The organism is Methanobacterium paludis, assembly GCF_000214725.1.
In the GTDB taxonomy this organism is placed as follows: Archaea; Methanobacteriota; Methanobacteria; order Methanobacteriales; family Methanobacteriaceae; genus Methanobacterium_C; species Methanobacterium_C paludis.
This window is the reverse complement of record NC_015574.1, coordinates 1858647-1872523: the sequence shown is the minus strand read 5'-3', so window position 1 is coordinate 1872523 and position 13877 is coordinate 1858647. Positions and strand designations below refer to the sequence as shown.

At 35.0% G+C, this 13877-nt stretch carries 13 protein-coding genes; 4 read left to right on the top strand and 9 right to left on the bottom strand.

Going from position 1 to position 13877, the window contains the following annotated elements; translation table 11 throughout:
- Positions 1 to 10 precede the first annotated feature (10 nt).
- The 4 genes from MSWAN_RS08795 to pgsA all read right to left on the bottom strand — a co-directional run bounded on the left by MSWAN_RS08795 (position 11) and on the right by pgsA (position 2641).
- The gene (locus MSWAN_RS08795; protein WP_013826292.1) at positions 11 to 724 is read right to left on the bottom strand and encodes a DUF434 domain-containing protein; all 714 of its coding nucleotides are present in this window, start codon (positions 722 to 724) and stop codon (positions 11 to 13) included.
- A gap of 154 nt (positions 725 to 878) precedes the next feature.
- Positions 879 to 1535 carry a TIGR00153 family protein gene (locus tag MSWAN_RS08790; protein ID WP_013826291.1) on the bottom strand — a complete coding sequence of 219 codons (657 nt, stop codon included), beginning with the start codon at positions 1533 to 1535 and terminating at the stop codon, positions 879 to 881.
- A 102-nt stretch (positions 1536 to 1637) separates the two neighbouring features.
- Positions 1638 to 1871 (bottom strand): DUF357 domain-containing protein, encoded by a 234-nt coding sequence (locus MSWAN_RS08785; RefSeq protein ID WP_013826290.1) that lies wholly within the window; start codon positions 1869 to 1871, stop codon positions 1638 to 1640.
- A 182-nt stretch (positions 1872 to 2053) separates the two neighbouring features.
- Complete coding sequence (gene pgsA / locus MSWAN_RS08780) at positions 2054 to 2641, bottom strand: archaetidylinositol phosphate synthase (protein ID WP_013826289.1); 588 nt, start codon at positions 2639 to 2641, stop codon at positions 2054 to 2056.
- A gap of 56 nt (positions 2642 to 2697) precedes the next feature.
- Between pgsA and MSWAN_RS08775 the strand changes: the two genes are divergently transcribed.
- On the top strand, positions 2698 to 3312 hold the full coding sequence (locus MSWAN_RS08775; RefSeq protein ID WP_013826288.1) for an L-threonylcarbamoyladenylate synthase: 615 nt from the start codon (positions 2698 to 2700) through the stop codon (positions 3310 to 3312).
- 179 nt (positions 3313 to 3491) lie between these two features.
- Here MSWAN_RS08775 and MSWAN_RS08770 read toward each other — a convergent pair whose 3' ends face one another.
- The 3 genes from MSWAN_RS08770 to MSWAN_RS08760 are packed head-to-tail and all read right to left on the bottom strand — an operon-like array spanning position 3492 to position 7190.
- The gene (locus MSWAN_RS08770) at positions 3492 to 4940 is read right to left on the bottom strand and encodes a B12-binding domain-containing radical SAM protein (RefSeq protein ID WP_013826287.1); all 1449 of its coding nucleotides are present in this window, start codon (positions 4938 to 4940) and stop codon (positions 3492 to 3494) included.
- Positions 4912 to 6543, bottom strand: coding sequence for a radical SAM/SPASM domain-containing protein (locus MSWAN_RS08765; RefSeq protein WP_013826286.1), 1632 nt, complete (start codon positions 6541 to 6543; stop codon positions 4912 to 4914). The genes MSWAN_RS08770 and MSWAN_RS08765 overlap by 29 nt, the downstream gene beginning before the upstream one ends.
- Positions 6544 to 6593: 50 nt before the next feature.
- The gene (locus MSWAN_RS08760) at positions 6594 to 7190 is read right to left on the bottom strand and encodes a TetR/AcrR family transcriptional regulator (protein WP_013826285.1); all 597 of its coding nucleotides are present in this window, start codon (positions 7188 to 7190) and stop codon (positions 6594 to 6596) included.
- Positions 7191 to 7765: 575 nt separating this feature from the next.
- Here MSWAN_RS08760 and radB point away from each other — a divergent pair.
- Both radB and MSWAN_RS08750 read left to right on the top strand, forming a co-directional pair.
- Positions 7766 to 8464 carry a DNA repair and recombination protein RadB gene (gene radB, locus MSWAN_RS08755; RefSeq protein ID WP_013826284.1) on the top strand — a complete coding sequence of 233 codons (699 nt, stop codon included), beginning with the start codon at positions 7766 to 7768 and terminating at the stop codon, positions 8462 to 8464.
- Positions 8465 to 8943: 479 nt separating this feature from the next.
- Positions 8944 to 10098, top strand: a complete 1155-nt coding sequence (locus MSWAN_RS08750; protein ID WP_013826283.1) for a pyridoxal phosphate-dependent aminotransferase — start codon at positions 8944 to 8946, stop codon at positions 10096 to 10098.
- Positions 10099 to 10532: 434 nt separating this feature from the next.
- Here MSWAN_RS08750 and MSWAN_RS08745 read toward each other — a convergent pair whose 3' ends face one another.
- Together MSWAN_RS08745 and MSWAN_RS08740 are read right to left on the bottom strand one after the other, a co-directional pair.
- Positions 10533 to 12308: a ribosome biogenesis/translation initiation ATPase RLI gene (locus MSWAN_RS08745; RefSeq protein WP_013826282.1), complete on the bottom strand. Its 1776-nt coding sequence runs from the start codon at positions 12306 to 12308 to the stop codon at positions 10533 to 10535.
- 208 nt (positions 12309 to 12516) lie between these two features.
- Entirely contained in the window at positions 12517 to 12726 is a 210-nt protein-coding gene (locus MSWAN_RS08740; protein WP_013826281.1) for a histone family protein, read from the bottom strand.
- A gap of 522 nt (positions 12727 to 13248) precedes the next feature.
- Between MSWAN_RS08740 and MSWAN_RS08735 the strand changes: the two genes are divergently transcribed.
- Positions 13249 to 13707 (top strand): YbhB/YbcL family Raf kinase inhibitor-like protein, encoded by a 459-nt coding sequence (locus MSWAN_RS08735; RefSeq protein WP_013826280.1) that lies wholly within the window; start codon positions 13249 to 13251, stop codon positions 13705 to 13707.
- Positions 13708 to 13877 lie beyond the last annotated feature (170 nt).

Here is a 13877-nt window from a genome sequence, read left to right as displayed (position 1 = left end):
TATTTTATTTTTATCTATTTTTATTTACTTTGGACTTTTCGTACCGTTTTATTTTCTTCAGTTTGCACAGCTCACGTGGTATGTCAAGGACATTTTTCACTTTATCAATTATAGCGCCGTCACTTGTTGCAACGATCTTATCTTTATCATTTGATAATTTTTTAAGTTCAAAATCCACATTTTTTGATGTAACTGCACATCCATTAACTCCATGGGAATTTATAATCCTATTTGTGAGCTTTGCAAGCTCTCCGCTCCGACTTACAGGGCTGTCATAAAAAAATTTCACAGATAACGGGTTGTAATATTTTAAAAGGGAAATTATTTGATTTAAGGTAGTTTCTGTCCATTCATTATATTTGTATTTCCCAAAAACAGCATTAACATCTCTTAAAACACCATCATCACACACAACAACGGATCTTTCATCATCTGAGCATATGCTCTCAGCAGTTATAATGACGTTGTAACCATCCACAAAAAGAGTTTTACCATTTATAAATGTAATATCAACAATTTTGCCCTTTCTTGCCATGGATTTTTCCCTGGAAAAAACAGTTCTTACCATATAATTTTTCTGTTTTTTATTAAGGAGGTATCTATCTGCAACAAATTTCAGGGCACCTTTTTTTCTGTAGCCACGGTCAAGAAGAAACCTGAGGTCGAAGGCTGCACTTTTGATCTGGTCTTTTTCGAGGTCCTTGTCGAAATTTTTGGGCTTCATTTGTTTAACATAACTTTTTAGAATAGATTTTAGAGTAAATGTAAAAATAACGTGTTCAAATAAAATTTAATCATCTTAATATAACATCTTTAATTCTTGATGAACCATTAAAACTCTTTAATTCTTGATCAACCCTATAATCTTTTAATTTAGATTAACCTCTTCGTTTGGCCACCAGTATTAAAACCCTATCGGAAGCGTCTTCTGCTCTATCAACAATGTTTCCAAGTCTTAATGTTGTCTCTTTAAGTTCTATTAATCTTAAAATACCGAATTCTTTATTCCTGTAAGATTCATATAATTCTCTTATTATTCTTCTCTCTATTTTATCAGAAACATCTTCCATCCTTTCTATTGCATGTGCTTTTCTTATTGCATCCCTGAGATCAACATCTAAAGCTTCGATACAATCTTTTAATGCCCATGCTGCATTACAAATAGACTCTGTAAATTCTGAAAAATCTTCCTCGAATTTTTCAGGAAACTTTATCCTGCTTAAAGATATGCCGTATGCAGTCTCTTCTGTCATATCTGCAACGTTATCAACCTGTTCAGCCAGGAGTATCCTGTCTTCACGGTCAAATGGTAAAAAAGCTCCGTTGTAAAATTCTAGTTCCATCTGTCGTCGGACATCGTCGGCAGAATGTTCGAGCCGAGATATTTCTTCCACCTGTTTGTCTAGGGTTTCATAATCGTTCCTGTAAAAAGATTCCATTAGACCATTAAGTTTATGAACACATTCATAAACCAATTCAACATGTTCTTTTGAATGTTTTTCAACTTTGGACTCTTTTTTAAACAATTTTTTCATTTTTATCCCTTTAAAACTATTTACTCCAATTGATAAAGAATTAGGGAATTTTGGTAGAATTAGGATAAATTAAACCATGGCTTGGCTTGCATGTTTGTTTTGTTATATTAATCCATGAATTAAGCGTACTGCATCCAGAAGTCCGTGAGCATATGTTATGCACCCAAATGCAGTCATTTTGTCCTCTTTTTCCAGGTAATAATTCGTGTCTTCGGCGTAGTTTTTGGCCATTTCCACTACATTTTCCTCTTTGCCAAGAAGTTTTATTGATTCTATTTCTTTTATATTTTTTGCAAAAAGTCCAATGTCTTTTATAATCCTTTCGTCATCGTTCATTTTATCACTTTATTTTCTTTTAATGATTTAAATATGAGTTCGGGCCTTAATTAGGTCTTGTACTCTTTTTTTTATTGCTTGGACCTTCATAAACTTTTCTTTTAATATCAAAAAGGTTTATTAATGTAAAAGAGAGGGAATATAAAGAAATTATAAAGGAATATAACTAAATAAAATAAGAATTAAATATCTTTTAACTCTTTCCAGGAGTGGTAAACCCTCTGGAACACAGTTATATAACCCAGAACCATCACTATGGCCACCGCTATTCCAAGGAAGTTTAAATCAAATATTTTAAAACTGAAGAAGTAGCTTAAAAATGCCCCTGCCATAAGGATAACCAGACGCTCAGCACGTTCTGCAATTCCAACGTTGCATTTTATGCCCTCTGATTCAGCCCGCGCCCTCACGTAACTCACGGTCAGTGAAGCATGCAGGGCCAGAATACCATAGATCCAGTTCACAAAACCGCCGTATACTATACCAATAATAATAAATGCGTCTGCAAACCTGTCAGAAGTTGAATCCAGGATACCACCGAATTTTGTGGTTGAATTATGGTTTCTTGCAACAGCACCGTCTATCATATCCACAAAACCCCCAAGGGCTATAAATGCTCCTCCTAAGAGCACATCTCCTCTTGCAAACATGTAAGCAGCCAGTAAACTTACAAAAAGGCCTATTATGGTCAAAATATTGGGATTTATATGGATTTTTTCTGCAATGGGGTCTAAGAATATTTTAACTTGCGGTCGCAGTCTGTTAAGCATAACCCTAATTTAGTTTTTCCACTCATATATAGTTTGAATATCAAAAGGATGATTAAATGAAGATCGTTAAAATAAATTCAAAAAAACCTGAAAATGAAAAAATAGCACTTGCAAAGAAAATTCTAAGAAATGGGGGTATTGTTGTTTACCCAACAGATACTGTGTACGGTATTGGGGCCAACATATTTGACGAAAAAGCTGTTCAAAAGGTTTATTTCGCAAAAAAAAGGTCTAGAAGCAAACCAATATCAATATGTCTCTCTAGAATTGAGGATATAAAAGAAGTGGCTTGTATTGATAGAGATACCGAGAGAATTGCACGTAAAATACTTCCCGGCCCATTTACACTGATTTTAAAGAAAAAAGAGGGTGTATCACCATTATTAACTGCAGGAGAAGATAAAATTGGTGTTAGAATTCCTGACAGCAGAATATGTAAAGAGCTTTCAGAAGATTTTCCCATAACAACCACAAGTGCAAATATATCAGGTATGAAAGTCCCAGAATCTGCAGATGGTGTTGTAAAACAGCTTGGAGATTCTGTAGATTTGATCCTGGATGCAGGAGTTTTTGAACATGCAGTTCCATCCACAGTGATTGATATGACTGTATTTCCACTTAAAATTCTTAGAAAAGGTTCTAAAACAGTTCTTAATGAAATATTTAAATAATTTTTATTAATTCTTGAGAAATTGGAAAAATTAAAGAAAGTAAAGTAAAGGAAATGAAAAAGAATTTTCCAAAGTTTAATCAGGTTTAATTAATCTTTTTAGGTTTACTTATCTCTTAATTAAAGTTTTTAAACCCTTTAACTTTTTAATTTTTAAACCTTTTAACATTTTTAAACCTTTTAAGGGATCTGACTTTCAAGGGTTTGATACCACCCCTTACCCGTTCCGCCTTTAAATTTAGGTATAACAAAGCTTCTCAGGATTGTTTCAGCCATTACCTTGAACATGTACTTATGTTTTAGGAGATATTTAGGTCGGGAATAGAATTTGAAGTAAGCTTTTGCTAACTTGTTTTCAACAAATTTTTTGCTCAACCCAATATCCTCATATTTTATAACAGATTTAAGAACTGTGTATTTATCCCAGTTCTCAGTATCTATCAGATCTTTTTCTTTTAACTGGTGATATATGGCCGTACCTGGAAATGGAGTCAATATGGAGTACTGGCTGTAATCTGCATCCAGTTTCATCGAGAAGTTTATGGTCTGATCTATTTCCTCAGCTGTTTCTCCAGGAAATCCCAGAATGAACGATGTTAAAACCTTTAAACCCGCACTTTTTGCGGCTTTAACTGCATCTTCGGCTTGTTTTAATGTTATACCTTTTTTCATAAGATCTAAAACACGTTGTGAACCTGATTCAACACCATAATAGAGGGTGCTCATGCCGGAGCTTTTTAAATTGGTTAAGAGGTCTTTGTTTACCATATCCACCCTTGATGATGCCACATAACTGACATCCAGCCCCCTTGATTTTATTTCATCAGCTATTGCACCAGCCCTTCTTTTGTTCATCATGAAAGTGTCATCAAGGAATGCTATGTTATTGATTTTATATTTGGAGACCAGTTCTTCCACCTCATCAACAACGTTTTCCGGACTTCTTGACCTGAATTTTTTGCCCATGATCAGGGAAGAAGAACAGTAACCACAGTTGTAAACACATCCTCTGCTGGTTATCATGTCACCTTCCTGGTCTTTTGATACTCCATAAGCGTCAAATGGAACCAGATGCCTTGCAGGAAATGGTAATGAATCTAAATCTTGTATTAATGGTCTGGGTTCTGTTAATCTAATCCTGTTCTCCCCATTATTTCTATTTTCAGTATCCCTGTAAGCTATACCCTTAACATCAAAGAGTTTTTCCATCCCAAATCTGTCGTGTTTATCTGCTAAATCCACAACTGTTTCTTCTCCTTCCCCAATTACAACAACATCAACAGATTCATTTTCTTTTAGGGTTTCAGTGGGTCTAAAAGTTGTATGAGGTCCTCCTATCATGGTTAATGAATCAGGAAGAACTTTTTTAACAGTTTCTGTATATTTCAGGGCTTTTTTTATGTTTGAGGTGCTTGCTGTAAGTCCTACTACTTGGGGGTTGAGCTTTGAGACCAGTTTTGTGACCTTGTCAACGCCCATCTGCATGATATCATCGTCCAATATTTTAACTGACATTGAGGCTTTTTCAAGGGCTGCGGCCAGGTACATAAGGTTCAATGGAGGAACTTTAAAGCCCAAACAGTTTTTAACAGCATTTTCATCACATGGATTTATTAAAACCACATCCATACTTTTTCACACTCCTGAATTGTTTTGAATTTTCTGGTTTTGAACGTTTCAAATTTAAAATTAATTCTCCATGAGGAAGTTTTTGAGCATCCCTCATTTCAGCTTGAATCTTTTGCCATTCTTTTTTATTGTTTATGCAGCCGGGATCAGGAGCAAGAACGTCGTGGAAATAGTTATATGCCCTGGCTCTACATCCTCCACATACATTTTTAGACTTGCATTCTCCACAGTGTCCCTTGATCACACTTTTATCCCTGAGTTTACTTAAAATAACACTATTTTGCCATAACTCCTCAAAGTCATCTTCAAGCAGTTTACCCACTTTAACTTCATTTTCATGGGGAAAGAAGACGCAAGGATACATGTCCCCGTTGGGTTCGATGCTCATGTAAAACCTTCCTGCTCCACAACCGCCTATAAACTCTGCAAGCTGCATAACGGTAGGATTGCTGTATTCAGGATTGTAAAAATGAGTTGGAATCATGTTGTGGTCTTTTGAAACCAGTGCTTCTGCAACCATTGCATATTGGGGTGCGGTTGATAAAATCTGCATATCTCCACTATTTTCTTTATAAGCTGTTTCAAGGAGTTTATACCTCTCCTGTGGGGAAATATCCATGCATTTGATTTCGTTACCATTGCCCGTTGGTATGAAGTTGTACAACATGAACCAGTTGGCTCCTAAACTTCTTACAAAATTTATCATATCGGGTATTTCATTTAAATTATATTCTGTAACAGTTGTTGCAACTTCTACAAACATACCTTCATTTACACAATTTTTAACGGCTTTAACAGCCTTTTCCCAGGCACCGTTAACCCCTCGGAATGTGTTGTGTGTTGTAGGATCGAGACCATCTATACTTATCTGAACAAATTTTAAGCCTGCTTCTGCAAACTTTTTGCAAATTTCAGGGTTTGCAAGGATGTATCCGTTGGTTGCAATGGAGGGGAACATGCCCAACTCTTTTACATAGCGGATAAATTCCATGATATGAGGATGAACAGTTGGTTCTCCTCCTGAAAAAGCCACTGATGTCACACCAGCACGTGCCAGGATTTCAAGACCTTTTTTAATCTCCTTTGAATTTAGTTCGTCTTCATCTTTTTTACCGGCTTTTTCGTAACAGTGGATACATTTCATGTTGCAGGCCTTTGTGATATTCCACACGATCTGGAAAGGTGCACCTGGAATAAATGGCTTTTTAACACCGAACTGGGCTATCCCTTTAAGCACGCTTGTAAGGCCTTTGGCCCAATATTCCTCTTGCATCTGGGTTTTAAGTTCTTCTTCAGAGACACCAAAACTCACAGCTCCTTTTTTAACCACATAACCCACGAATTTGGATAAAAAACGACATTTGTGGCATGAATTTTTTTTTAAATCCCCTTTTGTATCCAAATAAATTTTAAGAGCTGATTCAAGTCTATTTGCTTCATCATTTTCACAGTATGTTAAGGTTTTATGGAGTAGAAACTTTGATATAGGATTGTCAACTATGCTTTCAAAAGTCTGGATCATACTTCCAAGATCTGGATCGCTTTCATCATTTGAGTATTCCCCTTTTGAGTGGTTTTCATTAACTTTTGATTCAAAATCCATTATCATTCCCCTACATGAGTTTTTTTTAGGAATTTATTGTTTTTAAGTTTTTAAATTTCCTTCTCGCTTGAACTAAGGATTCCATTTGTGAACATATCAACGAAATTTTTAAACTCAAGTTCTGGGTCAGTTAAACGCTCTTTGCCGCATACCTTTGCTGATAAGTTGCTATAAAATATATAACTTGAGTAGCTGAAAGCTGCCACATTTGGATCAATGTTTCTGATCTTTCCTTTTGTGATCTGTTCTGTGAAATATTCGCTGAGGTGTTCAAGGATTTTTTTTAGAAAAGAATGGAGGGTAAGTCCAATTTCATCTCTTTTACGTCCTTCTGCAATTAACATTATTATGAAATCCATTCTTTGGCTCATAAATTCCATAATACTGTTGCCGAGATCTAAAAGACATTTTTGGATGTCCATACTTTTTTCCATTAAAAGAATTGAATCGAGTGTCTGGATAGCTTCTTGCTGATTTTTACTTATCACAGTTTTTAAAATGTTTTCTTTTGAACGGAATTTCCGGAAAAGGGTTACTTCATTGACATTTGCTGTTTCAGCAATTTTTTTGGTTGTAGCCCCTTCATATCCTTCTTTTGAAAAGACTCTCATTGCTGCATCTAAAATTCTGTTGTTGACATCTTCCATGGTCTTACCTTATTACTAATTTCTGTTTTTTATCGTATTTCCAATTTCTTTTAATGTATGTATGTATGTGCTTGCTTACTTTAAGTTTTTCGATCTTGTATTTTTCGGTTTTCAGTATATACTAAAAAAATTAAGATACTATTAGTTGTACCTATTTGAGGTTCATCAAAAAATAATTGAAATTTTCCTTTCTGATCCTAGTAAGTTTCCATATATCTTTCATTTAATGTGGGGTCCACAACAATATTTTAAGGGCAGTCAAATGGGTGCAGTTTGTGTTCTCAGAAACATTTCACATAAATTGATAAATGCTTTTTTTTATATGGATGAAATTTGATCAGTTTGTAGTTTTATAATAGATTCGTCCAAAATTTAGCCAAGACCTAAAGTTTTTCTCTTTAAGAATTTTAGTAATATTTTATTTTTTAATAATAATATTTATTTATGATGAATTAGTAAGTACGAATAATGAAATTGGTACAAAATTATTTTTAGTACAAAGTTTAGAAACTAAAAGATATATCAACTAAAATATTAACTAAGTTTAACTCTAATTCTACAAAAGAGGCGTGTTCATGAAATTTTTAGGTAACTTGGAAGAGAACGGTAGAATAATTACTAATTCACCTATAGACAGTATAATAGGCGGAGGTGTTGAGAAAGGTTGTGTTACGCAGTTTTACGGCCCCCCAGGCTCTGGTAAAACCAACATAGTTCTCCAGCTACTTGTTCAATGTGCAAGAAATGGTGATAAAGCCATTTTTGTAGATACTGAAGGCGGATTATCAATAGAACGGGTAAAACAGATATCTGGTGACGATTTTGATAAGTTTGCAACCAAAATAATGATATTTGAACCCACAACATTCAAGGAACAGGATGATGTTTTAAGAAAATTAGAAACATTCATAGATTCTAAAACCGATCGTGTTGAACTGATAGTTCTCGATTCTGCTGTTGCACTTTACAGGCTCAAAGATGGTGATTCTACCCAGATGAACCGTGAGCTTGGAAAACAGATGGCAAGTCTCTCCAGAATCGCGAGAAAACATCATATTGCTGTTGTAGTTACAAACCATATTTACTCTGTTTTCGAAGGAGATGGTATGATTGAACCTGTAGGTGGTACCATCCTAAAATATTGGAGCAAAATAATGGTAGAAATTGCAAGGGTCAATGGTAGTGGAGAAAGATTTGCAATTTTAAAAAGGCACAGAAGCCGACCTGAAGGTCTTAGGGCGCGTTTCCGAATAGTTGACAATGGCCTTGAATAGTCTTGTTGAGTAGTTTATGCTTTGAAAAGTTGGAGATTAACTTTTGAGAAGTTGTGTACCTATTGATAGTTTAAGTGTAACTTATTGATAGTTTTAAAATTTCTGAAAAATTTGAAAGTACATTTTTTGGAGTGAACTCCTGATGTAAATTTTTTGGAGTGAACTGATGATGGTTCTCATAAAATTTATTTCATAAGATTTGCTAAAAAAGGACAAATAATAACTTTAGAATGAAATCAGGATAAATAGATAATTATAAGTCCTGTTAAAATAAATATGAAAATTGATTATAAACGAAGAAAAAGATTAATAAGTAGAATTAATGAATGAAAATTAAATATAAAAAAATTAATGGATTAAACTAGAATTATTAACATAGTATATGATAGCAAATAAATGCTGTAGAATTTATACCAGTTACTAATTCTAAAAATTATCTATTTTTGAGATAATTTCCATAATAACGTGTTGTGAGAGGTATGATTTCACCGAAGAAATATGCAAAAGCTGCAAAGATGATACCAAAAGGCTTTAAAACGGCCAACGAATTTTTTAACTATGTTTACACAGACGATGAAATGATCTGGATGGGGCAGAATACCAACCATCTCCATGATGAAAATGGGATCATGGAAGCGATGCTTGAGAGCATTAAAAAAAGAGACTACTGTAAATATCCTCCATCAGAAGGATTTCCAGAACTTAAAGAGCTAGTGCTTAAAGACTTGGGACTTACAGATGGATTTGAAATCCTAATAACGGCAGGAGGTACAGAATCACTTTACCTTTGTACCAATGATATTTTAGGACCGGAAGATAACACAATAACCAGTGATCCTGGTTATCTTATCATAGATAACTTTGCAAGCAGGTTCGGTGACCATGTGAAATCCGTGCCAATTTACAATAAAAAGTGCGGTTACAAACTCACACCAGACCTTGTAAGGGAAAACATGGACAAGAACACCAAACTGGTAGTCCTCATTGACCCATTAAATCCACTTGGATCATGTTACACCAAGGAAGAGATAAAAGACTTTGCAGATCTGGCCGAAGATAATGATATCTACATGTTACATGATATCACATATCGTGATTTTGCAAGGGATCATCATCTCGTTGCAGACTACGCACCTGAACATGCCTTGACCATCTACAGTTTCTCAAAGATCTATGGAATGGCAGGTATGAGGATCGGTGGTGTTGTTGGAGTACCAGATGTAATAAACTCCTTAAGAAGTATAGTGATAAACGACCTTGGAACTAACATTGTGGCTCAAAGGGGTGCAATAGCAGCCATCAAAACCAAAAATCAGTGGATAGACAGGATCAGAAACACCACAAGAGGAAATCAGAAGATCATCAAACAAGCAGTTGACCAGGTTGAGGGTGCATTTATACCAGTTTACCCATCAGACGGAAACATGATGGCAATAGACCTCTATGATACCGGTATAAAACCATTAGATGTTGCAGAATACCTCCTTGATAAGAAGATCTTCACAAGGGAAGGATCTTACACAAGCAAACTCTTTGGGCATCGTTACCTAAGAGTGAGTTATTCCGTACCCACAAAAGACGTGGAATACTTTGCAAAATGTTTCCTTGAAGCTGTTGAGGCTCTTAAACCTTAATAAAGAATTTTTTTAATAATTCTTTTTTAAATTTAACAGCTTTTTTTTAAGTTCTTTTTATTTTTACTTTTCATTTTTCGGATTGCTACGATTTTTAGATTAAAAAGTTAGTGTCTTACGAAATTATTCGAGGAAGATTTGAAAAAATACTTTATAGTTTTACTGGTTTGTTTTTTTTGTTGATCTTCTATTTTAAATTATTTTAAGAAAAAAAAGCTTTAAATAATGATTTAATAGTTAATTACCTTTCAGATGAGTTAAAGCCTGTAAATGCTCAGTTAATTTTATTTAAGAAAAAATAAGTAACTGAAACTGTAAAAAAAATAATCTGTACTAAACAAAAAAAGAAAATAAAAAAAATTTAATGAAATTTATTTAAAAGATTTAGCTCTCCAAATTTGATTTAACTTTTAAAGACTTTAGCTTTAAATAATTCAATCTTCTAAATAATAATATTCTCCTTTTTCCTTCTGTTCCCTGTCCAGATAACTTCCAAACTTGTTTACACGAGGACGTTTGGTTTCTTTGTCTCGACGGAAAGTTACTCCAACATCAGAGAGGAACTTGTTCATTGCGGAACGGAGGTCCATTGGACTGGTTGCATGCCCTTCAACCCCGGGTTCTCCATAGAAAACCATAGCGCGGTCTGAGATGTAGTCTATAAAGACTATATCATGGTCTATAATGATTGAGGCAGCGTTTCGGCTTTCAACAATCTTCCTTATGGCTCTTGCAGTTATGAGTCTTTGTTCCACATCCAGAAATGCTGTAGGTTCGTCGAAAAGGTAGATCTCAGCATCCCGTGCAAGTGTTATTGCAACAGAAAGCCTCTGAAGCTCCCCACCACTTAGATCGTTAACATCCTTGTCCATGAGGTCGTCAAGAGAGAAAGGTTTTACAATCTCTGTTTTGAATATGTTAGTACCATAGTTAGGGGCTGTTGTCATTAAAAGCTCCTGTACTGTTCCATCGAAGTTAGATGCTAAATATTGGGGTTTGTAAGCTATCTGAACCTGTTTTTTGATCTTTCCACTGTCAGGTTTGGTGGCGTTGGCAAGCATTTTGGCAAAAGTAGTTTTACCAATACCATTTGGTCCGAAGGCCGTTACTATCTCATCGTGCTGCACTTTACCTTCCTCAGCTTCCAATGAAAATCCATCGTAGGATTTTTTAAGTGTAGAATAATCTGCAAGGACTTCTGCTTCTATTTCCTGGGCTGGAGGTTTTACATCAAAGACTATGGGCTGTTTACGGAAGCGTATATTTTCTTCACGGAGGAAACCATGAATGTATGCGTTAATACCAACTCTTACGCCCCTCATCTTGGAAACTACACCGTAGCCTCCAGGTTGGCCGTATAATACGTGGACGTAGTCAGATATTGCATCCAGAGTTGCCAGGTCGTGTTCTATAACCATAACAGATTTATTCTCCTCTGCAAGATTTCTAACGACCTTCACTGCGTTGAGTCGTTGTTTTACATCAAGCCAACTTGTTGGTTCGTCGAAGTAATAAAAATCAGCTTCCCTCAGGACAGCTGCAGCTATTGCAACCCTTTGAAGTTCACCACCGCTTAAATTGGAGATATTCCTCTCAAGGATGGGTCTTAACTCCAGAGAATCAAGGACTTCATCCATAGCTCCCCGTTCATTTACACCTTCAAGAAGGTCTTTAACATTTCCTTTAACAAATTTGGGTAGTAAATCAACCATCTGGGGTTTATGAACAACTTTAATATCTCCTTTTGAAAGTTTTTTGAAGTAGGACTGGAGCTGGGAACCCTTGAAGAAATTTATGATATCTTCCCATGGAACATCTTCCTCATAGTTTCCAAGGTTGGGTTTAAGTTCTCCAGAGAGTATTCTTATTATTGTGGATTTTCCTATACCGTTTGGTCCGAGTATACCCACTACCGAGCCTTCCTTTACGTTGGGAAGTCTGAATAACTCGAACATGTTCTGACCGTAGCGGTGGATAGGTTCATCAAGAGCTTCAGGTAAGTTTATAATACTAACTGCATTGAATGGACAGCGGTTGGTACATATACCGCACCCGGAACACAGTTCTTCGGACATTATAGGTTTTTTCGTTTTTTCGTCGATTGTAATTGTATCTTCTTCCATTCTGACGCCTGGACAATATTCTATGCATACGTAGTTGCATTTTTTAGGCTGGCATCGATCATGGTCTAATATGGATATCCTTGTCAAAATACATCACCCATAAAATAAGTTTGTAATTGTGATTATCTTCTTATAAGATTATGTTAGTATAAAAAAAATTGTATCGACACATATTTTCATATAAATTTATATTATTCCATAAAATTGTGCTGCACATATTTTCATATCAGATCTTATTATCCAATAAAAAAAATCCCTTAAAAAAATTAAAATTCCAAATAAAAAAAAGTAGAGTTTATTGTGCTGCTTTAACAGCTAACTCTATGTCTGATGCTTTGACGGTTTTCCTTCCAGCGTGTTTAGCAAGTTTAACAGCGTCTGCGGCTATTTTTTCGCCTGCTTCTTCTAATACTTTTGCTAATTCATCTCTAGCGTCGTCACTTACTCTCTGTGCACCGGCATTTTTTATGATTCTTCCGACTGGAGCAATTGGTAATTCAGTCATATATATCACCTCATTCAATTATTGAGACGCCATAGTATTTAAATTTGTCGATTTCATGGTTGTTGATAACCCTTACACCCATTGTGTCTTCCATAAAATCTATAATTAAATATATGTACTAGTTGAGTTTTTGATCTTGTTGATATCATAATCTAAAGTGCAGATCATGCACCGAAAAATTCAGCCATGATTTTAAAATTAAAGAAATTGGGATTAACTTTTTCATGTATTACTAAAGTTCATCTAACTTATTATAATAATCATTAAACAACTTTTATTATTAAGTAATAACTTTTGTCAATGGTAACGGATCCATTAGGAAAATTGATGTAACTTGGTGAATAACCATCTGAAAAAAAAAATTGAATCAACAGTTGATAAATCTTAATAGCAGAAAAATGAAAATTAAACTCATGTAAATTGAATCAATATTATTATCACAAATCCATATACGCGATTTATTTATTCAGAATCTAACTATTATAAATAAAAACGGAAAATAAATGAATATGGGGGTTTTATATGGTAATAAAAGTAAAAAGCACAGTCTTTGGGGAAGGAAATCCCATACCAAAAAGGTACACATGTGATGGTCTGAATGTATCTCCTCCACTTGAAATGAGTGGGGTCCAAGAATCTGCAAAGAGTCTTGCAATTATATGTGAGGATCCTGATGCACCATCAGGTGTATGGACACATTGGGTCATTTTTAACATTCCACCTGAAAGTAAGACTCTTCCTGAAGGAGTTGAGATGGATGAGTTATTGGAAGATGGTTCTAAACAGGGATTAAATGACTCTGGCATGGTTGGTTATAGTGGTCCGTGCCCTCCAGGCGGAACCCACAGATACTACTTTAGGGTATATGCCCTGGACTCAAAGCTGGATCTACCGCCCAGAATTTCAAAGCAGGAACTTTTAAATGCCATGGAAGGCCATGTTCTGGATAAGGGTCAGCTTATGGGACTTTACAGTAGATAAAAGTACATAAGACTTTTAAAATAAACGGTAATTTGGATCTAACGTTATGATCTGAAAAGATTTATAGTGCTTTTTTGATAAATGATATTTAAACAGATTAAATTTTAAAACAATTGGTTGAAAATAACTATTTATCCAGAATAACTGATTATTTGGTTGTATATTAATTA